The organism is Brachybacterium sp. ACRRE (genome assembly GCF_022346485.1).
Taxonomy (GTDB): domain Bacteria; phylum Actinomycetota; class Actinomycetes; order Actinomycetales; family Dermabacteraceae; genus Brachybacterium; species Brachybacterium halotolerans.
In genome coordinates this window covers 1-25,549 of the sequence record NZ_JAKRMO010000007.1, presented here as the reverse complement: position 1 = coordinate 25,549, position 25,549 = coordinate 1, and the positions used below count along the sequence as shown (strand labels likewise).

General features: G+C 70.0%; 30 protein-coding genes and 2 pseudogenes. 17 read left to right on the top strand and 15 right to left on the bottom strand.

Going from position 1 to position 25,549, the window contains the following annotated elements; all coding sequences use genetic code 11:
- The first annotated feature begins 9 nt into the window (after positions 1–9).
- The gene (locus MHY49_RS03305) at positions 10–279 is read left to right on the top strand and encodes a DUF6457 domain-containing protein (protein WP_239202578.1); all 270 of its coding nucleotides are present in this window, start codon (positions 10–12) and stop codon (positions 277–279) included.
- A 49-nt stretch (positions 280–328) separates the two neighbouring features.
- On the opposite strand, the gene moaA is transcribed toward MHY49_RS03305, so the two are convergent.
- The 3 genes from moaA to MHY49_RS03290 are packed head-to-tail and all read right to left on the bottom strand — an operon-like array spanning position 329 to position 2,450.
- Positions 329–1,528, bottom strand: a complete 1,200-nt coding sequence (moaA, locus tag MHY49_RS03300) for a GTP 3',8-cyclase MoaA (protein WP_239202577.1) — start codon at positions 1,526–1,528, stop codon at positions 329–331.
- A complete protein-coding gene (locus tag MHY49_RS03295) occupies positions 1,525–1,959 on the bottom strand; it encodes a molybdenum cofactor biosynthesis protein MoaE (RefSeq protein ID WP_370645959.1) in 435 nt (144 codons plus the stop codon). The genes moaA and MHY49_RS03295 overlap by 4 nt, the downstream gene beginning before the upstream one ends.
- 5 nt (positions 1,960–1,964) lie before the next feature.
- Positions 1,965–2,450 carry a molybdenum cofactor biosynthesis protein B gene (locus tag MHY49_RS03290; protein ID WP_239202575.1) on the bottom strand — a complete coding sequence of 162 codons (486 nt, stop codon included), beginning with the start codon at positions 2,448–2,450 and terminating at the stop codon, positions 1,965–1,967.
- A gap of 219 nt (positions 2,451–2,669) precedes the next feature.
- Here MHY49_RS03290 and MHY49_RS03285 point away from each other — a divergent pair, with 219 nt between their 5' ends.
- Complete coding sequence (locus tag MHY49_RS03285; protein WP_239202573.1) at positions 2,670–3,413, top strand: ClpP family protease; 744 nt, start codon at positions 2,670–2,672, stop codon at positions 3,411–3,413.
- Positions 3,410–4,000 carry a ClpP family protease gene (locus MHY49_RS03280; RefSeq protein ID WP_200500874.1) on the top strand — a complete coding sequence of 197 codons (591 nt, stop codon included), beginning with the start codon at positions 3,410–3,412 and terminating at the stop codon, positions 3,998–4,000. Before MHY49_RS03285 ends, MHY49_RS03280 begins: the two co-directional genes overlap by 4 nt.
- Before the next feature lie 460 nt (positions 4,001–4,460).
- Here MHY49_RS03280 and MHY49_RS03275 read toward each other — a convergent pair whose 3' ends face one another.
- Positions 4,461–4,886 (bottom strand): helix-turn-helix domain-containing protein, encoded by a 426-nt coding sequence (locus MHY49_RS03275; RefSeq protein WP_239202571.1) that lies wholly within the window; start codon positions 4,884–4,886, stop codon positions 4,461–4,463.
- A gap of 203 nt (positions 4,887–5,089) precedes the next feature.
- Here MHY49_RS03275 and MHY49_RS03270 point away from each other — a divergent pair, with 203 nt between their 5' ends.
- Entirely contained in the window at positions 5,090–5,740 is a 651-nt protein-coding gene (locus MHY49_RS03270; protein ID WP_239202569.1) for a methyltransferase domain-containing protein, read from the top strand.
- Between the two features lie 27 nt (positions 5,741–5,767).
- Here the strand turns inward: MHY49_RS03270 and MHY49_RS03265 are convergent, their stop codons facing one another.
- On the bottom strand, positions 5,768–6,613 hold the full coding sequence (locus MHY49_RS03265) for a helix-turn-helix transcriptional regulator (RefSeq protein WP_239202664.1): 846 nt from the start codon (positions 6,611–6,613) through the stop codon (positions 5,768–5,770).
- A 206-nt stretch (positions 6,614–6,819) separates the two neighbouring features.
- Between MHY49_RS03265 and MHY49_RS03260 the strand changes: the two genes are divergently transcribed.
- The 7 genes from MHY49_RS03260 to mutM (MHY49_RS03230) all read left to right on the top strand — a co-directional run bounded on the left by MHY49_RS03260 (position 6,820) and on the right by mutM (MHY49_RS03230) (position 12,197).
- The gene (locus MHY49_RS03260; protein WP_239202568.1) at positions 6,820–7,593 is read left to right on the top strand and encodes an SDR family oxidoreductase; all 774 of its coding nucleotides are present in this window, start codon (positions 6,820–6,822) and stop codon (positions 7,591–7,593) included.
- 67 nt (positions 7,594–7,660) lie between these two features.
- Complete coding sequence (locus MHY49_RS03255; protein WP_239202567.1) at positions 7,661–8,269, top strand: GNAT family N-acetyltransferase; 609 nt, start codon at positions 7,661–7,663, stop codon at positions 8,267–8,269.
- Between the two features lie 9 nt (positions 8,270–8,278).
- The gene (gene coaD / locus MHY49_RS03250; RefSeq protein ID WP_239202566.1) at positions 8,279–8,797 is read left to right on the top strand and encodes a pantetheine-phosphate adenylyltransferase; all 519 of its coding nucleotides are present in this window, start codon (positions 8,279–8,281) and stop codon (positions 8,795–8,797) included.
- Positions 8,798–8,871: 74 nt separating this feature from the next.
- A complete protein-coding gene (locus tag MHY49_RS03245) occupies positions 8,872–9,540 on the top strand; it encodes a DUF177 domain-containing protein (RefSeq protein ID WP_239202565.1) in 669 nt (222 codons plus the stop codon).
- Positions 9,540–10,292 (top strand): ribonuclease III, encoded by a 753-nt coding sequence (gene rnc / locus MHY49_RS03240; RefSeq protein WP_228358314.1) that lies wholly within the window; start codon positions 9,540–9,542, stop codon positions 10,290–10,292. Before MHY49_RS03245 ends, rnc begins: the two co-directional genes overlap by 1 nt.
- A 14-nt stretch (positions 10,293–10,306) precedes the next feature.
- Positions 10,307–11,365 (top strand): bifunctional DNA-formamidopyrimidine glycosylase/DNA-(apurinic or apyrimidinic site) lyase, encoded by a 1,059-nt coding sequence (mutM, locus tag MHY49_RS03235; RefSeq protein ID WP_239202563.1) that lies wholly within the window; start codon positions 10,307–10,309, stop codon positions 11,363–11,365.
- Positions 11,358–12,197: a bifunctional DNA-formamidopyrimidine glycosylase/DNA-(apurinic or apyrimidinic site) lyase gene (gene mutM / locus MHY49_RS03230; protein ID WP_092107218.1), complete on the top strand. Its 840-nt coding sequence runs from the start codon at positions 11,358–11,360 to the stop codon at positions 12,195–12,197. The genes mutM (MHY49_RS03235) and mutM (MHY49_RS03230) overlap by 8 nt, the downstream gene beginning before the upstream one ends.
- A gap of 327 nt (positions 12,198–12,524) precedes the next feature.
- On the opposite strand, the gene MHY49_RS03225 is transcribed toward mutM (MHY49_RS03230), so the two are convergent.
- The gene (locus MHY49_RS03225) at positions 12,525–12,914 is read right to left on the bottom strand and encodes a heavy metal-responsive transcriptional regulator (protein WP_070436137.1); all 390 of its coding nucleotides are present in this window, start codon (positions 12,912–12,914) and stop codon (positions 12,525–12,527) included.
- Between the two features lie 104 nt (positions 12,915–13,018).
- On the opposite strand from MHY49_RS03225, the gene merA reads away from it, so the two are divergent.
- The 6 genes and pseudogenes from merA to MHY49_RS03195 all read left to right on the top strand — a co-directional run.
- Positions 13,019–14,440 (top strand): mercury(II) reductase, encoded by a 1,422-nt coding sequence (merA, locus tag MHY49_RS03220; protein WP_137320160.1) that lies wholly within the window; start codon positions 13,019–13,021, stop codon positions 14,438–14,440.
- Positions 14,437–15,153, top strand: a complete 717-nt coding sequence (gene merB / locus MHY49_RS03215) for an organomercurial lyase MerB (RefSeq protein WP_239202561.1) — start codon at positions 14,437–14,439, stop codon at positions 15,151–15,153. The genes merA and merB overlap by 4 nt, the downstream gene beginning before the upstream one ends.
- A gap of 29 nt (positions 15,154–15,182) precedes the next feature.
- A complete protein-coding gene (locus MHY49_RS03210) occupies positions 15,183–15,479 on the top strand; it encodes a hypothetical protein (protein ID WP_137320158.1) in 297 nt (98 codons plus the stop codon).
- Positions 15,476–16,003: a TlpA disulfide reductase family protein gene (locus MHY49_RS03205; protein WP_137320157.1), complete on the top strand. Its 528-nt coding sequence runs from the start codon at positions 15,476–15,478 to the stop codon at positions 16,001–16,003. Before MHY49_RS03210 ends, MHY49_RS03205 begins: the two co-directional genes overlap by 4 nt.
- A 3-nt stretch (positions 16,004–16,006) precedes the next feature.
- A complete protein-coding gene (locus tag MHY49_RS03200; RefSeq protein WP_239202559.1) occupies positions 16,007–16,924 on the top strand; it encodes a cytochrome c biogenesis CcdA family protein in 918 nt (305 codons plus the stop codon).
- A gap of 590 nt (positions 16,925–17,514) precedes the next feature.
- A pseudogene (locus MHY49_RS03195) lies at positions 17,515–17,637 on the top strand (zinc finger domain-containing protein); the annotation flags it as partial.
- A gap of 47 nt (positions 17,638–17,684) precedes the next feature.
- Here MHY49_RS03195 and MHY49_RS03190 read toward each other — a convergent pair.
- The 9 genes and pseudogenes from MHY49_RS03190 to MHY49_RS03150 form a co-directional block, all read right to left on the bottom strand.
- Positions 17,685–17,990: a helix-turn-helix transcriptional regulator gene (locus tag MHY49_RS03190; RefSeq protein WP_239202558.1), complete on the bottom strand. Its 306-nt coding sequence runs from the start codon at positions 17,988–17,990 to the stop codon at positions 17,685–17,687.
- A gap of 5 nt (positions 17,991–17,995) precedes the next feature.
- On the bottom strand, positions 17,996–18,346 hold the full coding sequence (locus MHY49_RS03185) for a type II toxin-antitoxin system RelE/ParE family toxin (protein WP_239202556.1): 351 nt from the start codon (positions 18,344–18,346) through the stop codon (positions 17,996–17,998).
- 88 nt (positions 18,347–18,434) lie between these two features.
- Positions 18,435–19,280, bottom strand: coding sequence for an abortive infection family protein (locus tag MHY49_RS03180; protein WP_239202554.1), 846 nt, complete (start codon positions 19,278–19,280; stop codon positions 18,435–18,437).
- A 396-nt stretch (positions 19,281–19,676) separates the two neighbouring features.
- Positions 19,677–20,102 (bottom strand): annotated as a pseudogene (locus MHY49_RS03175) (prevent-host-death protein); the annotation flags it as partial.
- 76 nt (positions 20,103–20,178) lie between these two features.
- On the bottom strand, positions 20,179–21,252 hold the full coding sequence (ccsB, locus tag MHY49_RS03170) for a c-type cytochrome biogenesis protein CcsB (RefSeq protein ID WP_239202552.1): 1,074 nt from the start codon (positions 21,250–21,252) through the stop codon (positions 20,179–20,181).
- A complete protein-coding gene (locus MHY49_RS03165; protein WP_239202550.1) occupies positions 21,249–22,886 on the bottom strand; it encodes a cytochrome c biogenesis protein ResB in 1,638 nt (545 codons plus the stop codon). The genes ccsB and MHY49_RS03165 overlap by 4 nt, the downstream gene beginning before the upstream one ends.
- Before the next feature lie 112 nt (positions 22,887–22,998).
- Complete coding sequence (locus MHY49_RS03160; RefSeq protein ID WP_239202548.1) at positions 22,999–23,733, bottom strand: hypothetical protein; 735 nt, start codon at positions 23,731–23,733, stop codon at positions 22,999–23,001.
- Between the two features lie 912 nt (positions 23,734–24,645).
- The gene (locus tag MHY49_RS03155) at positions 24,646–24,963 is read right to left on the bottom strand and encodes a hypothetical protein (RefSeq protein ID WP_239202546.1); all 318 of its coding nucleotides are present in this window, start codon (positions 24,961–24,963) and stop codon (positions 24,646–24,648) included.
- A complete protein-coding gene (locus MHY49_RS03150) occupies positions 24,963–25,388 on the bottom strand; it encodes a hypothetical protein (protein ID WP_239202544.1) in 426 nt (141 codons plus the stop codon). The genes MHY49_RS03155 and MHY49_RS03150 overlap by 1 nt, the downstream gene beginning before the upstream one ends.
- Between the last annotated feature and the right edge of the window lie 161 nt (positions 25,389–25,549).

Genomic DNA, 25,549 nt, shown 5'->3' with positions numbered 1-25,549 from the left:
GGAGATCTCATGCCCCGCAGCATCCCGCCCGAGCTCGAGCCCTGGATCGAGCAGCTCGCACCCGCCCTCGGACTCACGGCCGAGGAGGTTCCGACGAACCTGCTGCTGGGTCTCACCGGTCAGGTCGCCCATGGGGTGACCCGTCCGGCCGCGCCCGTGACCACGTACCTCATGGGGCTCGCGGTCGCCGCGGGCATCGATCCGCGGGAGGCGACACGCGTGGTGAAGCGCGAGCTCGCCGTCTGGGAGGAGGCGCACCCGCAGGAGGACGACGCCTGAGCGATCCGCTCGGGGTGCGTTCCGGTCCGGCTCCGGTGCTCCCGCCCGGTCAGCCGCCGATGGCGGACATCGGGCGGTCGGGCTGCAGGAAGCCGGGATCGTCGATCCCGTGACCGGGGCGCTTGGCGCCGATGCTCGCGCGGATCATCCGGGCCACGTCCTCGTCGGAGCCGCCCGAGCGCAGCAGGGAGAGAAGATCCGACTCCTCGCGCGCGAACAGGCAGTTGCGCAGCTGACCGTCGGCCGTCAGCCGGACCCGGTCGCACGCCCCGCAGAACGGCGCGGTGACCGAGGCGATCACGCCCACGGTCGCATCGGTGCCGCGCACGCGGAACACCTCGGCGGGGCTCGAGCCCCGGTCCCCGACGGGCTCGAGGTCGAACTCGGCGGAGAGCTTCGCGAGGATCTCGGCGCCGTCGACCATCGTGTGCCGCGACCAGACGTGGCCGGCGTCCAGCGGCATCTGCTCGATGAAGCGCAGCTCGGCCTCGTGGTCGATCGCGAAGCGCAGCAGATCGCAGAACTCGTCGTCGTTCACGCCGCGCATGGCGACCGCGTTGATCTTCAGCGGACGCAGCCCGGACGCGCGGGCGGCGGCGATCCCTGCCTGCACGGCGGAGAAGCGCTCGCGACGGGTCAGCATCTTGAAGCGCTCGGGGTCCACGGTGTCCAGGCTGATGTTCAGGCGCGAGAGGCCCGCGGCCTCGAGGTCCTCCATGACGCGGTCCAGACGGATCGCGTTGGTGGTCATGGAGATGTCGAGCGGCCCCTCGGGCCCCTCGATCGCGTGCAGGCGCCGCACCACGTCGACGATGTCGGGGCGCAGCAGCGGCTCGCCGCCGGTCAGCCGCACCTCGACGATGCCGAGGCGGGCGAGGACGCGCGCGACGCGCTCGATCTCGTCGGTGGTCAGCACGTTCTCCTTCGCGAGCCACGGCAGGCCCTCGGCGGGCATGCAGTAGGTGCAGCGCAGATTGCACTTGTCCGTGAGCGAGATCCGCAGGTCGCGGTGCACGCGTCCGAAGCTGTCGACGAGCGGGCCGTCCCAGACGTCCTCGGAGGACCTCGCGGCGGACGACGCGTCGGCAGGGCGGGTGGGGGCGTCGGGGTCTGCACCGGGCGACGACGGAGCCTGCGCCGTGCGCACCCGGACCGTCGGCGTGGGGAGGGCGACGGCGGTGGGCCTCGGCGCGGCGGCGGGAGCGGGCGGATCGGCGCTCGCTCGACCGGGGTGGTACGCGGTGGTCATGCGCTCAGCCCCGTCTCAGCGAGGCTCCCGAGCCCCACCCATTCGGCGGTGCCGTCGGCCTCGACCTGGCGCTTCCACACCGGCAGCTCGGCCTTGACGCGCTCGACGACCTCGCGGGCCACGTCGAACGCGTCGGCGCGGTGCACGCTCGAGACGGCGGCGACGATCGCGACACCGCCCACCTCGAGCGATCCCGTCCGGTGGGACACGGCGATGCGCACGTCCTCGCTGTCGCAGCGCGCCGCGATCTCGGCGAGCAGCCGCTCGGCCTCGGGGTGCGCGGAGTAGTCCAGGCGCACCACCGTCCCGGTGGCCTCGGGATCGTTGTCGCGGACGGTGCCGATGAAGGCGGCGGTCGCGCCGACCTCCGGGTGGGAGACGGCGTCGAGGTGCGCGGCGACGTCCAGAGGGGCGGCGGTCACCGCGGTCATGACGATCATGTGTGGTCACCCCCGCGGACCTGATCGGCCACGTGGGCGGCGACCGAGAGGATCACGGGCATTCCGTCCTGCACCGCCCCGGGGGAGCCGGCCAGGTTCACCACGAGCGTGCGGCCGCGCAGACCGGCGAGGCCGCGCGAGAGCATCGAGGCGGGAAGGCGATCGGCGACGATGGCGCGCAGGCGCTCGGCGATCCCGGGGATCTGCCGATCCAGCAGCGGGCCGGTCGCCTCCGGGGTGACATCGCGAGGACCCAGGCCCGTGCCGCCCGTGGTGACCACGAGCGCGACGCCGGCGTCGACCGCGGCGAGGATCGCACCGGCGATCGCGTCCCTGTCATCCGGGACGACGACGCCCTCGACCTCCCATCCGGCCTCCTCGAGCAGACGGGTGCCGAGGGGACCCGAGAGGTCCTCCCTGGTGCCCTCCGCCGAGCGGTCGGACACGGTGATCATCGTGGCTGACCTGTCCGGATTCTCCATGCGTCCACTGTAGTCGCGCACCGCGCGCAGGGGCAGGACGAGACGGGTGAGGTGCGGCGCGGCGTCGAGGGGAGCGGTCCAGGGGGAGAGGTGACGAGCTCTGTCAGCCCAGATCGGATCGACCCGCGGAAGATCAGCACAGGGCGGATCAGCCGACGGTGGATCAGCGCACGACGGAGAAGCACCCGTCGGCCCCGCCGAGCCGTGAGGCTCGAGGACATGACACAGAGAACAGCCCCGAGCACGGTCCCCGTCGGCACCCGCGCCGACGCCCACCGGTCGATCGGACCGCACGCCGGAACCGACGACCCCGACCAGAGCACGACGACCCCTCCGCCCGCACTCGCCGACCGCACCGCGACGGGGCTCCTGCACCAGCGCATCCTGCTGCTGGACCGGGAGCTCGAGCAGGACAACGGCGCCCAGCTGTGCGCGCAGCTCGTGCTGCTCGCCGCCGAGGACCCGAGCCGTGACATCACCCTGCTCATCAACTCGCCCGGAGGGCTCGTTCCCGCGATGCTCGCGATCGGCGATCTCATGGACGTGATCCCGTGCGATGTGCGCACGGTGGCCCTCGGCATGGCCTACAGCGCGGGGCAGTACCTGCTCACCCACGGCGCGCCCGGCAAACGGTTCATCCTCCCTCACGGCCGCGTCCTCATGCACCAGGGGTCGGCCGGGTTCGGCGGCAGCGCGGCGGACATCGAGCTCCAGGCCGAGGATCTGCGGAGGGGGCGCGACCTGCTCATCGACATCACCGCAGAGCGCACCGGGCAGTCCCGCGAGCAGGTCGCCCGGGACTCCGAGCGTGACCGCACCTGGGAGGCGCCCGACGCCGTCGAGTACGGCTTCTGCGACCACGTGGTGGAGTCCCTCGACCAGATCCTGCCGTTCGGCGAGCGACGCGTGGCCGGCGCCCGCGCCGGGACCCGGGCAGGGAGCCCGACGGGAGGCGCGTCGTGAGCAGCTATACGATCCCCTCCGTCATCGAGCGCACCAGCCACGGCGCCGAGCGCAGCGCGGACGTCTTCTCCCGCCTGCTCAGCGATCGCATCGTCTACCTGGGCACGCCCGTGGACGACGGGGTCGCCAACACCGTGATCGCGCAGATCCTGCACCTGGAGAACGACGCCCCGGACCGCCCGATCCAGCTCTACCTGAACTCCGAGGGCGGGGACGCGCAGGCCGTCCTGGCCATCCACGACGCGCTCGAGTACGTGCGCAGCGACGTCGCCGTGACCTGCGTGGGGCAGGTCGTCGCCGCGCCCGTGGTGCTGCTCGCCGCGGGAACACCCGGCATGCGCGCGGTGCTCCCGCACGCCCGCGTGGTGCTGCACCCCCTCGAGGCGAGCGGCCGCGGGGCCGTTCCCGATCTGATCCTCGCCACGCAGGAGGTCGAGCGCGTGCGCCGGGAGCTCGAGTCCGTGATCGCCGAGCACAGCGCGAAGGACCTCGCCACCGTCCGCGCCGATCTCGAGCGCGAGCGCGTGCTCGATGCGCAGGCCGCCGTGGACTACGGCCTCGCGGACAGGGTGCTGCGGAGGCGGTGAGGGCCGGGCCGTTCCGGACGTTTCAGTGCGCTTCGGGCCGTCGTCGGAGTTTGAATGCTGCGCAATGGTCGTTAAGAGGCCTCTTAACGACCGTTGCGCAGCACTGTCGGCGTGCTGACCACGATTTCCCAGTGCAGTCGGAGTTGTCCCGGCGGGTGCACCGGGCCGGCCTGCCCTGCGCTTCGATCTCTGTGGCCGCTGCTGAACCCGGAGACCTCACCGGGATCTGACACATGGGGCTGATGTGACGTTCCCGCGGGAACGGCTGCGACAGACCGTGGGACAAAGATGGGGTTCTCAGAACGGGGACGGGATCACGGGCCGGGTTGAACGCTGCACGGTGCCCTGAGACAGGAGAAGGCAGGGGCCCCGCACTGAGCACGGACGGCGCACTGAGCACGAACGCCGCGCTCAGCGCAGACGCCGGCAACGGGAGTCGCCTGCGGCCGGACGGGCTCCGTCAGGCAGCGCTGAGCATCGGTTCGCGTGCTGCGGAAGACGAGAGGCCGTGGCTGACCGGGAGCCCAGGGGTCTCCAGGAGAACCACATCGCGCCCGCGGGCGGTCAGGTCCAGAACGACTCCCTGGCGCGCGGCCCCCGGATGCGCGGCCGGCTGACGCGCCTCGCGCTGATCCGCATCGTTGCGCGGGACGGCTGCCAGGTGGACCCGTCGGCCGATGTCGAAGACGCTGATCCCGAGCGCGCCGGTGATCGCCGCGAGCACTTCGCTCGAGGGATCCTTCCGGCCGCGTTCGACGTCCGAGACGTGCTGCATGCTCACGCCGCTCGCCTCGGCGAGGCGCGCGAGGGTCAGTCCCTGTCGGCGCCGCTCCTCGCGCAGCGCCGCACCGACGAGCTCACGCAGCAGAGGTTCGGTGGCATCCATGCTCGGAGCCTACGGCGCGCAGCCGCCGGGCATGCGGGCCTCTGCTGTGAGCGGAAGGGACCGTCTCCACTGCGACGCCCGGTGATGGCGTTCTGCCACGCGGACCTGGCGGACGAGGCGGAGGCCCGCGCCCGCTTCGCACGCGTCTACGTGTGCCGGCGATTCAGCAGGCCCGTCGTGCCCGCCGCACCTACCCTGCAGGGGTGAGCGAGCAGGGGACACGGGAGGCGTATGCCGCGCGCGCCGAGGAGTACGCGCAGGTGCTCGGGTCGGTCGAGCAGATGGCCGGTACGGACCGTCGACACATCGAGGACTGGGCGCGGCGGACGCGCGCGGGCGCCACGGCCGATGAGGCGGGCACCGTCGATGACGGCGGGGGCGGACTGATCCTCGACCTGGGCTGCGGACCCGGTCATTGGACCGCGCACCTCGCCGCGCAGGGATTTCACGTGCTCGGCATCGACCCGGTGCCCGCGTTCGTCGATCGCGCGCGCACCGTGCACCCCGGCGTCGAGTACCGGCTGGGCGACGTGCTCGCCCCGGGTGTCGAAGACGACTCGTGCGCGGGAGTACTCGCCTGGTACTGCCTGATCCATCTCCCGCCCGAGCGGATGCAGGAGGCCCTTGCGTCCATCGGGCGGGTGCTGCGCCCCGGCGGTGCCCTGCTGCTCGGCTTCTTCGACGGGCCTCGGATCGAACCCTTCGACCACGCGATCACGACCGCACACTTCTGGCCCGTGGCCGAGCTCGAGAGGCTTCTGAAGGACGTCGGATTCGCGGTGTCCGAGGTCGAGCAGCGCACCGATCCCGGCGCGAGGCCGCACGGGTCGATCGAGGCGCGGTGGACGCCGTGATCCCCACGGACAGCGCACCGATCCGGCTCACCGGACCTGCGTGGCCTGCGTCCCCAGCACCGCCAGCAGCTCGAGCTTGCTCGCGTCCTCCGTGTGCGGGGGAGCGGTGAGCACCAGAAGAACCTGGGTCTCGTCCTCCGTGAACAGCGCCTGGCAGTCCACCTCGATCTCGCCGACCTCCGGGTGGATCACGACCTTGTGGTCCTCGAAGCGCCGCGCCACGATCTGGGCGTCCCAGAGCTGGGCGAACTCCTCGCTGCGGGCATGCAGGAGCCGCGCCAGCTCACCTGCCCGCGATCGCGGGCCCATCGCGCCGTAGGCGGCGCGGAGGGTCGCGACCTGCGCGCGGCTCTGCCGGGCATGGTCGGACGGCGGGTACATGCCCCGGCAGGTCTCGGGATGGGCGAACCACTGAAAGATCGCGCTGCGCTCCCATCCGTCCAGCAGGGAGGCGTCACCGAAGAGTGCCCGCGCGGGCTCGTTCTGGACGAGCGGCTCGGCGAGGTTCGAGATGATCATCGCCGGCACGTCAGGGATCCGGTCGAGCACCCTCAGCAGCCCCGGCGCGACGTGGGAGTGCGCGATCGACCGGTCCGGGGCGCTGTGTCCTGCGACGCGGAACAGGTAGTCCCGCTCGTCGGCCGTGAGCCGCAGGGCGCGGGCGAGCGAGGCGAGCATCGCGGTCGACGGCTGGGGTCCGCGTTTCTGCTCGAGCCGGGTCAAGTAGTCGACGGACATCGTCGCCAGCTGCGCGACCTCTTCTCGTCGGAGCCCCGGTGTGCGCCGGCGGGTGCCGGCGGGCAGGCCCACGTCGGCCGGCGTGATGGCCTCACGGCGGGCGACGAGGAAGCCTGCGAGCGCTTCCCGGTCCATGCCCGTCCGCGCCTCGCCGGTCCGCGCCTCGCCCGTGGGCTCCACGCGCGTGCGCGCCTCGTCTGCGACGGGTGCCTCGTCGGCCCCTGTGCTCGCTGGATCCATGCCCCGAGTATCCCGTCAGCGCGCTCGCGCAACCAGGGATCGCGGATCCCCCGATGCACCGGCCCTGGTGCGCGGCCCGGACGCGGCGAAGACTGCCCGCCATGGAACTCACCGGACACACGATCTTCATCCCCGGCGCGACCAGCGGCATCGGTCTCGCCCTCGCCCTGCGCCTCCAGGAGCGCGGCAGCACCGTCATCATCGGCGGCCGACGCACCGAGCGGCTCGCCGAGCTCGCCGCCCAGCACCCCGGTCTCGGCACCGTGGCCCTGGACGTGACCGACACGCGGAGCATCGAGTCGGCCGCCCGCACCGTGCGCGCCGAGCACCCGGACCTCGACACCCTCATCGCGATGGCAGGGATCATGCGCGCGGAGGACTGGACGACGTCCGAGGGTCTGCTCGAGACCGCCGAGGCCACCGTCACCACCAACGTACTGGGACCAATCCGACTCATCTCCGCCTTCCTGGACCACTTCGTCTCCCGCGGGGACGCGACGATCATGACGGTCTCCTCCGGGCTCGCCTTCACCCCGCTCGCAGCGACCCCCACCTACAACGCGACCAAGGCCGCGATCCACATGCTCAGCGAGTCGATCCGCCTGCAGCTCGCGGGGACGGACGTGCGCGTGCTCGAGCTCGAGCCGCCGGCTGTGCGCACCGACCTCATGCCCGGGCACGCCGAGAACGAGATGGCGATGCCGCTCGACGCCTTCGCCGACGAGGTCATGGAGATCCTCGCGGCAGGGGATGCGTCCTCCCTGCGCGAGATCCAGGTGGAGGCCGTGAAGGTGCTGCGCTATGCCGAGGTGCGCGGGGACTATCCGCAGGTGGTCGAGATGCTCAACGCCCGCGACCCCCACGGCAAGCCCTGAGCGCCCGAGCATCCGGTCCTCCGGCCACCCGGCCGTCGGCCCGCCCTCACGTGCGTACCCTGGCGCGGTGACCATCACGCTCGCAGACCTCGACTGGCCGCTCCGCACGGAGCGGCTCACGCTGCGCCGCGCCCGCGCCGAGGACGCCGAGGCGATCTGGCCCTGGTACGGCAGGCCGGAGGTCCACGAATGGACCTACGGCCTGCCGGCCTCGCGCGCCGCGCACATCGAGACCTGGGAGCAGTCGCTCGCGGCCCGGATCGTCGGGGAGCTCGACGGCCGGGTCGTCGCCGTGGGCGGCGTGATGGTCCAGGATGCCTGGTCCCAGCGTCAGGCGATCGCCGCCGCCCACCGCAGCCAGGGCGAGCTGTCCTGGGTCCTCGACCCGGAGGTGCACGGCCAGGGGCTCGGCACCGAGTACGCTGCGGCGCTCCTGAGCATCGCCATCGCCGGGCTGGGACTGCACCGCGTGGAGGCCAGCTGCTTCGCCGCGAACGCGCCCTCGGCCCGGATCATGGAGAAGATCGGCCTGCGCTGCGAGGGCATCTTCCGCGGGGAGTCGCTGCACGCGACCCGCGGCTGGATGGACGGCATGACCTGGGCGATCCTCGAGGAGGAGTGGCACGCGCAGCACCCCGGCGAAGCGCCCGCCGGGCAGTCGCCGTCGGCCGATTAGGCTTCCTCCATGAGCACCATCGTCCTGCCGGGCTCCTTCGACCCGTTCACCCTCGGCCATCTGGACCTCGCCCGCCGGGCCGCGATGCTGTGCAGCCGGCTGATCATCGCGATCTCCCACAACCCCAACAAGAAGGGGATGCTGAGCCTCGAGGCGCGCCAGCAGGCGATCGACGAGACCATCCGGGCCGAGGGGCTCGACCCCAAGGTCACGAGCGCCGTGCTGCCGCGCGGACTTCTGGTCGACTTCTGCCGCGAGCACGGCGCACGGGCCGTGGTGCGCGGCATGCGGGGCCAGATCGACCTCGCCTACGAGGAGCCGATGGCGCGCATGAACCAGCATCTCGCGCACGTCGACACCGTCTTCCTGCTCACCGACGCCCGGTACTCCCACATCTCCTCGAGCCTCGTGCGCGAGGTGTCCCAGCTGGGCGGCCCGATCGACGACATGCTCCCCGAGGCCTCCCGCCGCGCCCTCGAGGCGGCGCTCGCCGAGCGCGAGGAGCCCACGGGCCCGTCGGGGTCCTGACGCCCGGGTCGGACCCGTCACCCCGACCCGCGCGCCCCGAGCCCCGCCGGCGCTCCCGCTCGTATCCTGGGGCCGTGAACATTCGAGCCAGCATCCCCGCGCCCGACGATCTCGACCTCCGTTTCGACGTCGTCGACCTCATCGGCCGCCCGGGAGCACACCGGCACGTGGACCGCGCCGTCCAGGTGGGCGACCAGAAGGTCGGCAACCTCGCCCTGACCGTCCCCGCGGGCGAGTCGATCAGCCTCGACGCCGAGCTCGAGTCCGTGGCCGAGGGCATCTTCGTCAGCGGCACCGTCGGGGCCCGCGTCACCGGCGAGTGCTCCCGCTGCCTGGACCCGCTCGAGCGCGAGGTCGACGCCCGCATCGACGAGCTCTTCAGCTACCCCGAGAAGATCAAGGCCGACGAGGAGGACGACGTCCCCGCCCTCAGCGGCGACGACGTCGACCTCGGCCCCCTCGTGCACGACGTCATCGCGCTCGAGGCCGAGGAGCGCCCGCTGTGCAAGCCCTCGTGCATGGGTCTGTGCGCCCAGTGCGGAGCGCGCCTCGAGGACGATCCCGACCACCACCACGACGTGATCGACCCGCGCTGGGCGGCCCTGAGCGGCCTGCTCGGCGGCGAGGGGCAGTCGGCCGACGCGGGCGAATCCGAGCGCGCCGGGGCCGACGGCGGGTCCGACGCCGACCACACCGACGGCGGCGATCCCGACGACGGCGCGCCCGTCGACGAGGAGCGCTGATGGCCCGCTCACGGCGGTCCACCGAGGCGAGGGATCCCCAGGAGCTTCTCGCGACGCTGCCCCTGTTCCCCGACCAGGCACGCCGGCTCACCGAGTCCGGGCTGCTCGACCTCGCGCTCACGCACCGCTCGTACTCCTACGAGCACGAGCAGATCCCGCACAACGAGCGCCTCGAGTTCCTGGGCGACGCCGTGCTGCAGCTCGCGACCACGGAGGAGCTCTACACCGTCCATCCGACGCTGCCCGAGGGGGACCTCGCCAAGCGCCGCGCTGCCACGGTGAACACGCGCGCGCTCGCGCTCATCGGCCGACGCATCGAGCTGGGCCAGTACGTGAAGCTGGGCCGCGGCGAGGACCTCTCGGGCGGCCGAGACAAGGCCTCGATCCTCGCCGACACCATGGAGGCGCTGATCGGCGCCGTGCACCTCTCGTGCGGACAGGACGTCTCCCGCCGGTACGTGCTCGAGCTGCTGCGCCCGCTGCTCGAGAGCGACGAGATCCTCGAGGCCGGGTACGACTTCAAGACGCGCCTGCAGGAGATCGCCGCGGAGACCGGGACGGTGCCCGTCTACGAGATCACCGGCACCGGCCCCGAGCACGCGAAGACCTACACCGCGACCGCGACCATCGCCGGCATCGTCACCGCGAGCGGCGAGGGCGCCTCGAAGAAGGACGCCGAGCTCGCCGCCGCCCAGCACGCCGTGCGCAGCCTCCTGGAGGCCCGCGGCGAGTCCGTGCTCCCGCGCGGCTGAACCGGAGCCCGCCCATGCCCGAGCTGCCCGAGGTGGAGGTGGTCCGCCGCGGCCTCGCCCCGCACGTGGACGGCCGCGTCATCACCCGCGTCGACGTCCACGAGCCGCGATCCCTGCGCCGCCAGATCGGCGGGCCGGACGCGTTCGTGCAGGCCGTCACCGGTGCCCGCGTCGCCCGGCTCGAGCGGCGCGGGAAGTTCCTGTGGTGGCGTCTGCAGGACGAGCGCGGCGACGAGCTCGGCGAGGCGCTCATGACGCACCTGGGCATGAGCGGCCAGATGCGCGTCCGCGGCGGAGCGCCCGAGGCGGAGGACGGCGGGGAGGCTGACGCGGGGACCGTCGCGCCGTCGGCCCCCGCCCCGCGCGGCGAGGGCCCGGCCAGCGATCCGCACAGGCATCGCCGCATCGTGCTCCATCTGGACGACGGCGCGCAGGTCGACTTCGTGGACCAGCGCATCTTCGGCGGTCTGTGGACGAGTGCGCTCGAACAGGACGCCGACGGGCTCCCCGCAACCCCGGACTCGATCGACGACCTGCTGCCGGCCGACGTGGTCGGCATCGGCCGCGACCTGCTCGACCCCGCCCAGGACCGCGAGGCGGTGATCGCGGTGATGCGCGCGCGGCGCGCCCCGATCAAGGCCCTGCTGCTGGACCAGTCCCTGGTCAGCGGGATCGGGAACATCTACGCCGACGAGGGTCTGTGGGCCGCCCGCACCCGCTTCGACGCCCCTGGCGAGTCGCTCACCCGTGGACGTGCCCGGCGGGTCCTGGACGGCGCCGAGGCCGTCATGCGCCGGGCGCTCGACGTGGGCGGGACCAGCTTCGACGACCTGTACGTGAACGTCGACGGCCGGTCCGGCTACCTCGACATTGACGTAGAGCGAGTCGAAGGAAGCCGTGCACACGAAGGTCGCGATTGTCTGTGCCGGGCATCGGCCATGCGTCGACAAGCGATATTGCGGTCTGACCTGGCACGAAGGGCTCTGGACAAGCAGCTCAACGGTCCAGCCCATTTAGTAGCGCACCGACACAAAGTCGGGTCGCGGAGTCTGCGAGGTGTGGCCTGTGCCTGAATTGCCTGAGGTCGAGGTCGTGCGTCGGGGGATCGACGATCATGTCCGTGGCCGGACGATCGCCTCGGCGACTGTTCTGCATCCGCGTGCGGCGCGACGTCATGTGGGCGGTCCGGCGGATCTCGCAGCACGGATGGTCGGTGCGACGATCACGGGGACTGCGCGCCGCGGCAAGTACCTGTGGCTGATCCTGGACGGTGCAGATGCGTTGCTGATGCATCTGGGGATGAGCGGGCAGATGCTCATTTCGTCCCCTGATGCCGCAGTCGCCGCGCACGAGCGGGCGCGCTTCACCTTCACCGACGGAGGCCACGATCTGCGGTTCGACGACCAGCGCACGTTCGGCCATCTGCTGTACGACGAGGGCGGAGCGGTGCTGCCCTCGCTGATCGCCCACATCGCGAGGGATCCCTTCGACCCGCAGTTCGACCAGCCGGCGGCGGTCGCGCGGATCAAGGCCAGGAGCACCGGGATCAAGCGCGTGTTGCTGGACCAGACGGTGGTGTCCGGCATCGGGAACATCTACGCCGACGAGGCACTGTGGGCTGCCAAGGAGCAGGGGGAGACGGCAGCCTCGTCGTTGAGCAAGCCAAGGATCTCAGCGCTGGTCGACGCGGCGCGGGAGGTCATGGCCGCTGCTCTTGCCCAGGGCGGTACATCGTTCGACTCCCTCTATGTCGACGTGGCCGGCAGCAGCGGCTATTTTGCCCGCAGCCTGAATGCCTACGGTCTTGCTGGCCAGCCTTGCATGCGCTGCGGGACGTCGATCGTGCGGGAGAAGTTCATGAACCGATCGAGTTTCTTCTGCCCTGTCTGCCAGCGGAAACGCTAGTTCGATCGGTCGCCTGCGACGCGATCACAAACAGGGGATCGGGCTACATCGCCATGGCGTCGCCTCGTTTCCCGATACGTCAATGTAGGACGATCACCGTCGCTCCAGAAGCGCTCCGGTCACGGTATTCTCTCGCACCGCGCGTGGGCGTCGATGCGGACACTGCAGTTCCACGGCACGAACCGGCAGTGGTGAGGACAGGGCGATTTGCCCAGTTCGGGGTGGGCACTGACTTGCAGCGGCGGTCCATGAGACCCGTTCAATCGACGAAGCCGTCGAGGCTGACTGACGGTCTTCCTTTCACAACTTTCGACGTCTGACGAGGACCTACAGGTAGCGACACACCTGATCGGCGCTGCAGGTCTCCGGCTCGGGGTGCGCTGCATCGTCCCGGAGGTCCGTGATGGTGTCGCGCAGTGCGGACAGCTGGGAGATCTGCTGCTCGATGTCGTGCAGGCGCGCGTCGAGCAGGTCGCGCACGTGGTCGCACGGGGCACGTCCGGCGTCGCGGATGTCCATGATCTGGCGGATCTGGGCGAGGGTGAGGCCGGCGGCCTGGCCGCGGTGGACGAAGTCGACACGTGCGATCGCGTCCGGCGGGTAGTCACGGTACCCCGACGACGTCCTGCCGGGCGGCGGTAGCAGCCCCTGCTCCTCGTAGAACCTCAGGGTCTTGGCCGTGGTGCCGGCCGCCTGTGCGAGCTCCCCGATCTTCACGCCGTCCTCCGATCGTGTCGCGGCCGTACTTGACCTTCCCCTGTACTGGAAGGTCCAGCATAGTTGATGACGGAACAGAAGACCAAGGACTGACAGGAGCAGGGATGCCTACGAAGTACGACCTCGCCATCATCGGATCGGGCGGCGGAGCGTTCGCCGCCGCGATCCGTGCGAACACGCTCGGCAAGTCGGTGGTGATGATCGAGCGCGGGACGCTCGGCGGAACCTGCGTGAACACCGGCTGCGTGCCGTCGAAGGCGCTCATCGCCGCCGCCGACGCGCGGCACTCCGCGGCCGACGCCGCCGACCGTTTCCCGGGGATCGAAACGTCGGCGGATCCGGTGGACATGCCGGCGCTGATCGGGAGCAAGCAGGACCTGGTCGAGGGCCTGCGAGGCGAGAAGTACGTCGATGTCGCCGAGGCGTACGGATGGCACGTCCGCAAGGGCGACGCCTCGTTCGCCGGCACCCCCGACGCGCCGGTCCTGGAGGTCGTCGGACCCGACGGGGCCGTCGGGACCATCGAGGCTGACCAGTACCTGGTCGCGACCGGATCCCGGCCATGGGCCCCGCCGATCGAGGGCCTGGAAGAGGCCGGGTACCTGACCTCGACCACGGCGATGGAGCTGACGGCGGTGCCGAAGTCGCTGCTGGTGCTCGGCGGCGGCTACGTGGCGCTGGAGCAGGCCCAGCTGTATGCGCGTCTCGGGGCGAAGGTGACCCTGCTGGTCCGTTCCCGGCTGGCGTCGAAGGAGGAGCTGGAGGTGTCCAATGCCCTGGCCGAGGTCTTCTCCGACGAGGGCATCCGAGTGGTCCGCCGAGTGGTCCCGACCCGCGTCGCCCGCGACGCGGACGGACAGGTCGTCGTCACCGCCGACGTGTCCGGCGGATCGCAGGACTTCCGCGCCGACCAGGTTCTGGTCGCGCTCGGCCGACGGCCGGTCACCGAGGGACTCAACCTCGAGGCGGTGGAGGTGAAGACTGGCGACGCCGGGCAGATCGTCGTCTCTGACCAGCTGCAGTCGTCCAACCCCCGGGTCTGGGCCGCGGGGGACGTCACCGGGCACCCCGAGTTCGTCTATGTCGCCGCCCACCACGGCACCCTCGTGGCTGAGAACGCGTTCACAGATGCCCAAAAGCCGGTGGACTACGCGAGGCTGCCCCGGGTGACGTTCACCTCTCCTGCCATCGGCGCGGTCGGGATGACCGAGAAGCAGGTCCTCGAGGCGGGGATCCGCTGCGACTGCCGCGTCCTGCCCCTGCACTACGTGCCCCGCGCGCTGGTCAATCGCGACACCCGCGGCTTCATCAAGATGGTCGCCGACGCGGACACCGGGGAGATCCTGGGGCTGACCGCGGTCGCCAAGGACGCGGGGGAGCTGGCCGCCGCCGGGGTCCACGTGCTCGGCAAGACCATCGCCGAGGTCGCCGACGCCTGGGCACCCTACCTGACCATGGCCGAGGGCATCCGGATCGTCGCCAAGGCCTTCACCGCCGACGTCGCCAAGCTGTCCTGCTGCGCATGACCCGTCCTGAAGACAGCGAATACCCGAACCCAGAACTGGAGGAATCCGCAATGACCGATCTCAGCACACGACTGCCCGAGCGGCTCAGCCGGACCGAGGAGACCGGCCTCGATCCCGGCCTGCTGATCCCGCTGCTTCGGCTTCTCGCCGACGGCGATCCCGTCACGGTCGAGCAGCTCGCCACGGCCGCGGGCCGCACACCCGAGCAGGTCAGGAGCGGGCTGGCAGCGGTGCCCGACACCGAGTACGACGACCTGGGTCGGATCGTCGGCCAGGGCCTCACCCTGCGGCCCACCCCGCACCGGTTCACCGCGTCAGGAGAAGGGCTCTACACCTGGTGCGCGCTGGACACCCTGGTCTTCCCGGCGCTTCTCGGCCGCCCAGCGCGCGTGGAGTCGGTCTCCCCGGCCAGCGGCGAGATGATCCGCGTCGCCGTCGATCCGGTCGCCGGAGCCATAAGCATCGAGCCCGCCACTGCCGTGGTCTCGCTGATGAATCCGGACCAGATCACCTCGATCCGATCGTCGTTCTGCAACCAGGTGCACTACTTCACCTCTGTTGGCGACGCTGCCGAGTGGCTCGCCGAGCATCCCGGGGCCGAGGCGGTGCCGGTGGCCGAGGCGCATCGGATCGGAGCCGAACTCGCCGCGCGCCTGCTCGACCGGTCCCAGGGTGATGTCTCGGCGGCCGACGACTGCCGCCGCTGCTGCTGACCCAAGGCTTCGAGAGATTCGAGATACAGATGACATCAGAACACTATGACCGGCCAGGTGGCGGAGGCCTGCTCTTCGGGGCAGGTGCAGTGCTGCTCATGGCCGTCTGCTGCGCACTGCCATTGCTCATAGCCGGGGGAGTGCTCGCCGGCGTCGGAGGCCTCCTCGGCAGCCCCTGGGTGATCGGTGCGGGCATCGCGCTCGTCGCGCTCGTCCTGCTGGTCGTCGCCCGCCGCCGAGCCCGCCACGGCCGCACCGGACCCGACTGCTGCCTGCCGACCGACCCCACCCACCCCGCCGACCCGAAGGACGACCAGAACCGATGACGATATCCCTCACCCGCCGCACAACCCTTTCGCTCGCAGGCCTCCTGATCGTGGGTTCTCTGGCCTTGAGTGCCTGTGGTAGCGCCGACGAGGACAGGTCCTCCGCAGACGCCGGCTCGCCCGCACCCGTGACCAGTATCGACGGCCAGCAAATCAGCCTGCCAGCCGCTGGGAAGCCCACCGCCGTGTTCTTCTTCTCCGTCGGCTGCGGCGAATGCGTCGGCGGCGTCCGGTCCCTCGGTGAAGCCGCCGCCAGCGCCGAGGACAACGGCACTGATGCACAGTTCCTCGCCGTCGACATGGATCCGCGCGAGCCCAAGGAGACCATTGAGGGCTTCATGGAGTACGTCGAGGCCGAACACGTCCCCGCCGCCATCGACGAGGGCGCGGTCCTGTCGCAGCGCTTCGACGTCGCCGCGCTGTCCACCCTGATCATCGTCGACGCCGACGGCAAGGTGACATTCCGCGCCACCGACCCCGCCGCCGACACGATCGTCGCCGAGCTCGAGAAGGCCGGGGCCTGAGCCATGGGTGGACTTCTCGCGCTCGCTTTCGCCGCCGGGATGATCGCCCCGGTCAATCCCTGCGGCTTTGCCCTGCTCCCGGCGTGGATCACCCACGCGCTCGGGGACGCCGCCTCCTCCCCGGCACCGGTGCGACTCCTGCGGTCGCTGCGTGCCGGCGTCGCGGTGACCATCGGGTTCGCGGGAACGCTCGCGCTGGCAGGCATCGCTGTGAGCGCCGGAGCGCGGAGCCTAATCCAGGCCGCTCCCGTGCTGGGGCTCGCCGTCGGCGTCATGCTCGTCCTGTTCGGCGCGGCGATGCTGACAGGCCGGTCTTTCTCGCTCCGACTGCCCAGCATCCCTTCCCGAGTCACGGACCGCCCTCCGAGCACCGCACGCATGGTCCTCTTCGGGGTCGGCTACGCCGTGGCGTCGCTGTCGTGCACCTTCGGCGTACTCCTGGCCGTCATCGCGCAGGCCCAGGCCACAGCCAGCTTCGCAGGGCTGCTCCTCGTGTTCGGCGTGTACGCCGCGGGCTCTGCCACCGTCTTGCTGATCGTCGCCGTTGCCGCCGCCGCAGCAGGTTCGGCGCTGTCGCGACGCATCGCATCGCTGGCGCGCTATGGGCCCAGGATTACTGCCTTCGTCCTCGTACTCACCGGTGCCTATCTGGCCTGGTACTGGTACCCGGCCGCCACCGGCGACGCTGCCGCCTCCAGTCGCACCAACGCCGTCGCCGGAGTCGCCACTGCGGTGTCGGGCTGGGTCCAAGGACACGTCGGTGTCGTCACCGGAGTGTCCGTCGCCGCCGTGATCGTCGTGCTGCTGATCGGGACCCTCAGCCGTCGCCGCCGCGCCAGCCTCCGGAAGACTGAGGCAGACTGCTGCGCCCCGGAGCCAGCGCGCTCTGCCGACGACCGGCAGAGCGCAGAAACCGAGTGACCACAACCCTGGCCGATGGCCGTGGACGAATGGCTCGACGTCGCCGCCTCGGCAGAGCGCCACGGCTGCAGCAAGAGCAGCTGGCGGCGCGTCTGGCAGGGCAGGCTCCCCGCCCGGACCGAGAAGGTGGACGGACGCGACGGACGCATGGTCATCAAGACGCTGATCCGGGTCTCCGACCTGGACCCGGGCGTTCGGCCTGACCGCGCACGCCGAGCACGTCCGGAAGATCCGCCAGGCCGCGCCGCCGCTGACGCGGGAGCAGACGACGTTCATCGCCAAGGTCTTCACGGACCACCTGCTCGAACAGGACGCCAAGAGAAGAAGAGAAGGGGAGGCCGGGACTGCGTCGTAGCCGACGCAGTGCCCATCTTCGTTGGCGGAGGCATCCTGTGCCCACGGTCACGGATGCCCGATTCTTCCTTCGACCGGGCCGTTGACATGTTGAAGTCCTGAGGCCGTACTCTGGTGTGTAGGCAGTGCGCGTCCTTCACGCGTCGTCTCACCGTGAAGTATCCTCTGACCAGCGGAAACGCCACCTTCAGAGGCTCCCAGTTTTTCAATGTATCTATCGTGGGAAGTTGGGAAGAAACTCGTTGAATGTCTATGGCCAAGAAGGCCGCCCGTGCAAGCGCTGCGGCACCCCGATCGTGCGCGAGCGCTTCATGAATCGGTCGAGCCACCTCTGTCCGCGCTGCCAGCGAAGACGGTAGGTGAGCAGTCGTGCCACCGCGGCCACAGACGGGTGGTCCGCCCAGTGTCAGGCGACCTGAATGCGCTGATCGCCCATCACGTACTCGATCGCGAGTCCGCCGCCGACGGCCTCGAGGTAGCTGCGGATCGTGCCGATCTTCGCGCTGTCGAGGTCGCCGTGCTCGATCTTGGAGACCTGGCGCTGGCCGACGCCGATGCGTTCGGCGAGCTGCGCCTGGGTGAGTCCGGCCTGCTCGCGCAGTTCGCGGAGGCGGTAGGCGCGGACTTCGGCGAGCATCCTCTCCTTGTGGGCCTCGACGTGCTCGCGATCCACGGGGTGCTCGGCGACGAAGTCCTTAAGGGTCATGGTCATCTCGGTCACTCTCCTCTCAGCCTGCGCAGGTGGTCGTCGAACAGGTCGTCGGCCAGCGGGATGTTCTTCTTGTACCAGCGGGTCCAGTTGCCCGCCTTGTCGCCGGCGATCAGCATGATGGCCGATCGCTCGGGGTCGAAGGCGAATAGGACCCGGAGCTCGGAACGTCCGGAGGACCCTGGCCGGAGCTCCTTCATGTTGCGATGCCTGGACGCCGTCACCGTGTCGACGATGGGCCGTCCGAGCTGCGGGCCGCGGTCCTCCAGCAGCTCGATGGCGGCGATCACCTGCTCGCGCGAGTCGTCGTCCAGCGAAGCGAGCCATCCTGCGATCTGCTCGATGTCCACGCTCCACACAGCGCTAGTGTAGACCCTGCAAGGTCTAAGGGCAACGTCTGACAGCGTGAACCAGGACTGCGAGCCCTGCCACCGACATCAGCCCTTGTCAGGTCGCCGAGCGCCGCCAGGGCGCGTCGGGGTCGGCGAGGGTCTCGAGCATGAGCTGGCACCAAACCTGGGCCGCGCCGACGACGAGGCGGGCGTGCCGTGGGCGCACCCATCTCGGCACCTCCTCGGCTCCGTGGTCGATGCCGACGCTGTTCCTGAGTTCGGTGACGCTCTGGGTGAGGGTGATCAGCGATTGGAGTGCCTGGCGGAGGGCTCGGTCCTCGTCGCTGACCGATTTCGGTGCGAGGCCGAGCGATTCCTGGGCAGCGTTGACCAGGGCGGGGACCTTCGCCGCGCGGGTGTAGGTCTGCCCGCGGGCAGTGAGGACGCACTTGGCGGTGGACTCGATGAGTGCCTTGGCGGTGCTGACGGCGAGCCGTGGGTCGGTGTCGACGCTGTCGCCGAGTCGGCGCAGGTGGTCCTGGATGGACTGCGGGTCGGGGAGGGCGTTGAGCGCGTGCTCGGTCAGGTTCGCGCTGGCCCGGCCGAGGCGGACGGTGCCGGTGGCCTCGTCGACGTCGAAGCCGTCCTCGCGCAGGATCCGGGCCCACTTGTCGCGCAGCCCGTCGTTGCTGCCCCAACCGGTGGACGTGTCCTGGACGATGCTCTGCAGCACGTCGCCGAGCACGGCGGCCAGCCGCTGAGCGTCGGCGGCGTCGTCCAGGTCGAGGGTCGCGAGGTACCGCCGCATCCGCTCGCGCCGGACGCTCTCGTCGTTCTCGCGCGGCTGCGGCGGGCCGAGGGCGACGCCGCGGTCGTCGAACAGCGCGTCGATCTCGCGCATCGGCGTGGCAGTCAGCTGGTCGGTGAGCAGCCGCATCACCCGCGGAGTGAAGGCTCCCATGCCGGGCTACTCGGTCCCGTGGTCATGCGCGGCGTGGACCCTTTCCAGGTGCACGGTGCCGCCGTCGACGTAGAACCAGACCTGCACGGCGCTCTTCGCCATGATGTCGTGCTGCCAGCGCTGGAAGGTGCGGCCGCCTCGGGTGACCACGCCGAGGGATCCCTCGAGCGGGTAGTTGGCCGAGGTCGTCGCCAGGGGCGTGCGGGTCAGGAAGTCCCAGGCATCGCTCATCGGGTCCCCGATCGTGGCCACGAGGTCGCGCCAGGCGATCTCTGATTGCTTGGCGGCGTGCTTCAGCACGTGCTCCGACCTCTTCATCGGTCGCGAGACCACGCCGTCCTCGGGCACGCTCATATCCGCTTGACGATCATCGCTAACAGCAACCGCGTCCTCGTCGAGCCACTCGACCGGCTGCGAGCCCAGGCCCGCTGCGATCGCCGTTGCCGTCTCGCGCCAGCTGGTGAGCTGGGCGATCGCCAGGTGCGGCTGCTGCGTGGAGAACGACGCCCGGGCGGCGTCGACGAGGTCGCGGGCGCACTCCTTGCGGTCCTGGGCGCTGAGCGCGTACATCCACGGGTACCGGCTGGCCATGCGCTCGGTGAGCGGCCCGTCCTCGAGCGTCGCCGCGATGAGCGCTCCGGCGATGTCCAAAAGCTCGGCTCGGGCGTCGGCCTCGCGCTGCGACATCAGCAGCAGGGGCTCGGCGTCGCGGCGGGTCACCGTGACGGGGTGGTCCTCGGCCTCGGCGAACACCTCGGCCGAGTGCTTGCTCAGGTCCGAGGAGCGCCGGGTGACCGCGGAGGAGTCGGCTGTAGACGTCATGAGATCAAAGGTATTCGGAACGTGTTCGGAAGTCCACTTGCTCGGCTGCCATACTGCTCCGTCCCGGCTTGTTGGGTCAGATGCCGGCGTAGGAGTGGAGTCCGGCGAGCAGGAGGTTCACGCCGATGAAGTTGAACCAGAAGACGGCGACCCCGAGCAGTGCGATGACTGCGGCCCGCGCGCCCTTCCATCCGGCGGTCGATCGGGCGTGGAGGTAGCAGGCGAAGATCACCCAGGTGACGAGCGCCCAGACCTCCTTCGGGTCCCAGCCCCAGTAGCGGCCCCAGGCGTACTCGGCCCAGACTGCGCCGGCCGCGATGGTGAACGTCCACAGCGGGAAGGCGAAGGCGAACAGCCGGTAGGCGATCACGTCCATCCGGCGGGAGTCTGGGAGTCGCAGGAGGTAGCCCTTGTCGGTTCCCTTGTTCTCGGCCCGCTTCTTGATCATGTACAGGATCGAGACCGCGCCGCCGATGTTGAATGTTGCTCCGCTGATGGTTGCTGCGGTGATGTGGATGATGAACCAGTAGGAGCTCAGTGATGGGACCAGGCCGGCGACGGCGACGTAGAACACGGTCACGGCCAGGCCGTTGCCGACCGTGGCGATCATGGTGATGGGCAGGCCGAGCCAGCGCATCCCCATCTTGGCCAGCACGAGGTAGCCGGCGACGATGAGCACCATCGCCATGGTGGTGAACTCGAACATGTTGCCCAGTGGCCAGCGGTGTGCGGCGATGCCTCGGGCGGCGACGCCGGCGATCGCGCACATCAATCCGATCAGGGTGAATGAGATGCCCAGCCGACCGAACATCTGGGTCCGCCGCTGCGGCATTGAATCGCTCATAAGGGCGTCGTCGGTTGGGCGTTCGTGCTCGGAGGTCGGTGGGTCAGGCGGGGCCTGGGCGACGGTCCGGGTGATCGTCACGGTGGACGCCGAGGCCTCCGACGCGCGGCTGATCTGTGCCCGTGCGTCGGGGTGGGTCCCGGTCTCGATGTCGTCCGCTGCCTCGCGCTCCCGCCCGTCGGCGGTGTTTCGCGCGGCGGTGACTTTTCGTGCGGCTGCCCATTCGATGCTGTGCATGGTGAGGGCCAGGGCGTAGATCACGGTGGCGGTGACCAGTGCGAGGTTGGAGAAGTAGTCGATCGTCATGCCGTCTCCTTCGATAAATGGTTGTCGGTGGTCGAGTCCGGTTCCGCTGGTCCGCTTCCGCGCCGGGGTGGTGTGCGGTTGCGTGTGGCTGGTTGCCGGTCGATGCCGTTGGCGAGGGCTTCGACGTCTTCGGTCAAGCCGGTGCGGGCATCGGCCCGGTCGAGTCCGGCGACCTCGAGGAGGTCGTGGTCGTCTACCCGTCGGATCCGTGCCCAGATTCGCCGGGGACGGATGAACAACGAGAAGCTGAGCCCCAGCACGGCGGTTCCGATCGCGACGAGGGTGATGGGCGCGCCGGGGGAGTCGCCGACCTGGATCTTGATCCAGCGCTGCACGCCGTCCAGTTGGATGGATCCCTGCCCGTTGGGCAGTTTTTGGATGTAGCCGGGCCGGAGGATGAATCGCAGCGGCTGTTTGGGGTCCTTCGGGTTCATGATCTGGCTCATGCCGCGGGTGTTGAGGGAGTAGACGCTCTGGGGTTGGCCGGTCTCGGCGGTGGGCTTGCCCGACCAGGCGTTGAGGAACAGTTGGGGATTGAGCGCGTCGGGGAACACCGATCTGGGCCCGGAGCTGTCCATGTAGGCGCTGGGCAGGAAGAATCCTTCGAAGCCGAGTTTGCGGGGTCTGGCGTCGGGCGCGCTGATCGCTCCGGCGGAGGTGAAGTTTCCGTCCTGCGGCAGGAAGATCACCGGGCCGGAGTAGACGACGTTGCCGGTGCCGTCCTTCACCGTCACGATGGGCGCGTATCCCCAGGCGATCAGGTGGATCTTTTCACCACCGGCGAGGTTGAGTGGATGGTTGACCCGCAGGACCTCTTGCCGCGGCTTGTCGCCGGGACGGTCGGTGACGGTGACGACGGCCTTGAACTCCCTGGCTGCACCGCGCTGGACGTTGCCGGTCTCGAACTTCACGTCGAAGCTGTCGACCTTGATGCTGAACGGGGTCAGCGAGGACTGCCGGAACAGCGGGCCGGCCTTGAAGTCGTCGTATTGCACCAGGTCGTTGGTGAAGCTATTCCCTCCGACGACCAGCGCCCGGTCGCCGCGGAAGTTGGTCAGCCAGACCACTGCCACGCCGACCAGCAGGAACACCAGGCTGATGTGGAAGACGAGGTTGCCCGCTTCCCGCAGATAGCCTCGCTCGGCCGCCAGGGACCCGTCGGGGTGCCGGGCGACCCGGTAGCGTCTGGCGCGCAGGTTGTCGCGCAGTTGAGCGATGACTGCCTCGTTGTCGGAGGCGGTCTGGTCGGGTTCGGATTCGGGGAGGTCGACCGATGCGTAGGCGGGCAGTCGGTGGAGGTGGCGGGGGGTGCGGGGTGGCCGTGCTCGTACGGCTCGGAGATAGACCCGGATTCGCGGGATGATGCAGCCGATCAGGCTGATGAACAGCAGGATGTAGATCGCGGAGAACCACGGCGAGGTGTAGACGTCGAAGAGTCCGGCCTTGTCATAGATCGGGCCCAGTGTTTTGTGCTGCTGTAGGAAGGTCTTGACGCGCACCGGCGATATGTTCTGCTGCGGCACCAGGGAGCCGGGCACTGCCGCCAGGGCCAGCAGGAAAAGTAGTACCAGCGCTGTACGCATGGTGATCAGCTGAGCCCAGAGGAAGCGCAGTCCGCCGAGGAACCCGATCACCGGTGCGTCGTTGTGACGAGACCTTCGGCTGCTGGGATCTGGGGTTGATGCGGGCCGGGCGGAGCGGTTGCTCGGGGCGTACTCGGTGTCGGATCTGCTGGTGGGGCGGGGATCACTCATTGTCGTCGAAGGCAAAGGTCGGGGCGGGATCGTCGGTCGCGTTGCGCGGCCCGTAGATCAGTGAGATTGGGCGTCGCTGGCCGAGTTGGATCGTGGCGGGGTTGCCGCTGAAGCGTTTGCCGTCGACGTAGGCGCGCAGGCTGTCGGTCTCGGTGTTGTTCAGCCCTCCGATGCCTTGGCCGTCGAGTCGTACGTCCCATTCGGCGAACAGTTGGCCGAGGGTGTATTTGCCGTCGGTCTTGTGCGACTCGACGTGCAGCACGCCGCGTTCGTCATGGGTGTGCAGTTCCGACATCGATCCGGTCTTCGGGTCGACGCCGAGCGAGCCCGGCACCGCCAGCGGCTGGCCGTTGACGGTGATGTCGAGATGGGAGTGGAAGTGCGCGGCGGTGCCCTCCATGTTCGATGCCTGCAGTCCGGCGGCTTCGGCCAGGCGGGCCGGGTCGGCCGGCAGCCCCCACGGCGGCATGTCGCGCCGTCCCGTGGTGCCGGCCACGGGTCCGGCGGCGTCGGGCGCTGATCCTTGCCGGGCCACCAGCCAGATGCCGATCCCGAGAGCACCGGCGACGATGACCGCGGTGACGAGGACCAGGAAGCGTCGCCGCGTCCGGGCGCGAGCGTCCTGTCGCTTCATCTCCGCCAGCCGGGCGCGGGCGCGCGCCGATCCGGGTTCGCGGTTGTTCTGTGCACCGCGAGAGTGCTTGTTCTTCGGTCGCTTCTGATTCACGGTCCTGTGTTCCTGTCGTCCTGCGGAGTCTGGGGAGCTTGTCTGGCTGCTCGACCGGGCGTGCGGTGGCCAAAGCGGGTGTGACGGCTGACGGGCACGACGATCGCTGCAAGGTGCTTGAGATCGTCGGCCCAGTAGACGCTCCGCCCCGCCGGAGCCGGCCGTGATCGACCGAGCACGGCAGGGCCATGTCACTGGATCGGCCGAGACGAGACGGCCCGCCCAACGGTCGGTGGCCCTGCGTGCCATGTCAGGTCCGAAGGATCGACAGTTCTATGAGACTGGGTGCCGATCGGCGGGCTCGATGCGCAATGCCTCCGAGTGCCAATCCGATGCTGCGGGCTCGGCAATACCACCACCGGCCGCCGGTTCGACCGCGAACGGCCACAGCTACCGCCAGCAAGACGATGGCCGTCACGCAGCCGGCGGCAGCGATGCAACCCATCGCGCCGGGCGGTCTGTCCGGCGATGAGCCGCCGGCGGAGATCGCGACACAGTGAGGGCAGCCACTCGTCGGGTACCGATCTGTGGGCCGTTGACTGCGCGGGATGCTAGCTGTGGCTGCGGCATGAATCGGCTGCGCGGCCGCTGGTGCGTGATGCCCCGACGAACTGCTCACCGGCACCGGTTGGGCTGACGTCAACATCATGGGGTGCATCAGCCCAATGCTGACCAGGACCGTGATCAGCGCGGCCCAACGGGAGAGCAGAGTCCGGAGACCGAAACGGGGGAGGCATCGATCTGGGCTTGCCTGATCGGTCGTACTGCGGTGGGCCATAGCGCCGGGCACGTCCTGGCCTCCGACGCGTCGTTGCTGCCCAGCAGATCCAGCCAACACAGTCCTCCCTGCAGCGTGGGCCTGGAAGCCGATGTACGCGTTGTTGCGCCTCTGGCCGCTTGCGGGCAAGATGCTCATTCCTCCGACACCTCCGGGCTGTCGAGCTCGCGTTCCCAGAGCTGGAAGTCGTCGACGACGGCTTGGGGGCTGTCAGCCGCGTAGCGCAGCCAGATCGTCGCCGCAGCCCCGACGGTCAGGATCGTCGCGGCTGATGCCACGGTGACGGCACCGCGGTGCCACAGGTCCCACAGCAGCAGGCCGGCGCTCCAGGCTCCGGCCGCCCACAGCAAACCCGGCAACAGTGGTGCGGCAGGGCGTCGCGTCGGACCGCCGGCCAGGCTGGTCGCCACCATCACCGCCGCGGTACAGAGCAAGCTGGTCACGATGATCATCACGATCCTGCCGTTCTGGACCGACTCGTGGAGCCGCGGCCGATCATCGCCGTGAGGCAGCCGCCCAGAGCGATGAGCGCGAGACCGCGCTCCAGCCATGGGGCGATCCTGACCGCCGGGGTGATGTCGGTGCGCAGCGGCATCGTCACCACGGTCGAGGCCGCAGTACGCTCGCGCGACCTCCACTGCACACGACCGTCCCGACCGATGAAGCCGGACACTCCGTTGGTGGTGGCCACGGCGATCTCCCGGCGGGTCTCCATCGCTCGCGTCCGGGTGATGGCGAACTGCTGAGCGACCTGGCCGGTGCCGACGTAGGTCGCGTTGTTGCTCTGGACCAGGAAGAGCTGCGCTCCGCCGGTGATCACGTCGTAGATCGTGTCGTCGTAGGCGAGCTCGAAACAGATCGCATCGCCCACCGTCACCGGCTGCTCCGGGCCCCCGCCCAGGCTGAGCGGGACGGACTGAAGCGCCCTGGGTTTCGTTCCGTGGTTAGGCGGGCGCGGTCGTCGTGGGGTGAGTGTAGGACGCTTCGACCGCTGCGGGGGTGCGGTAGTCGAGAGTTTCATGCAGTCGGGACGTGTTC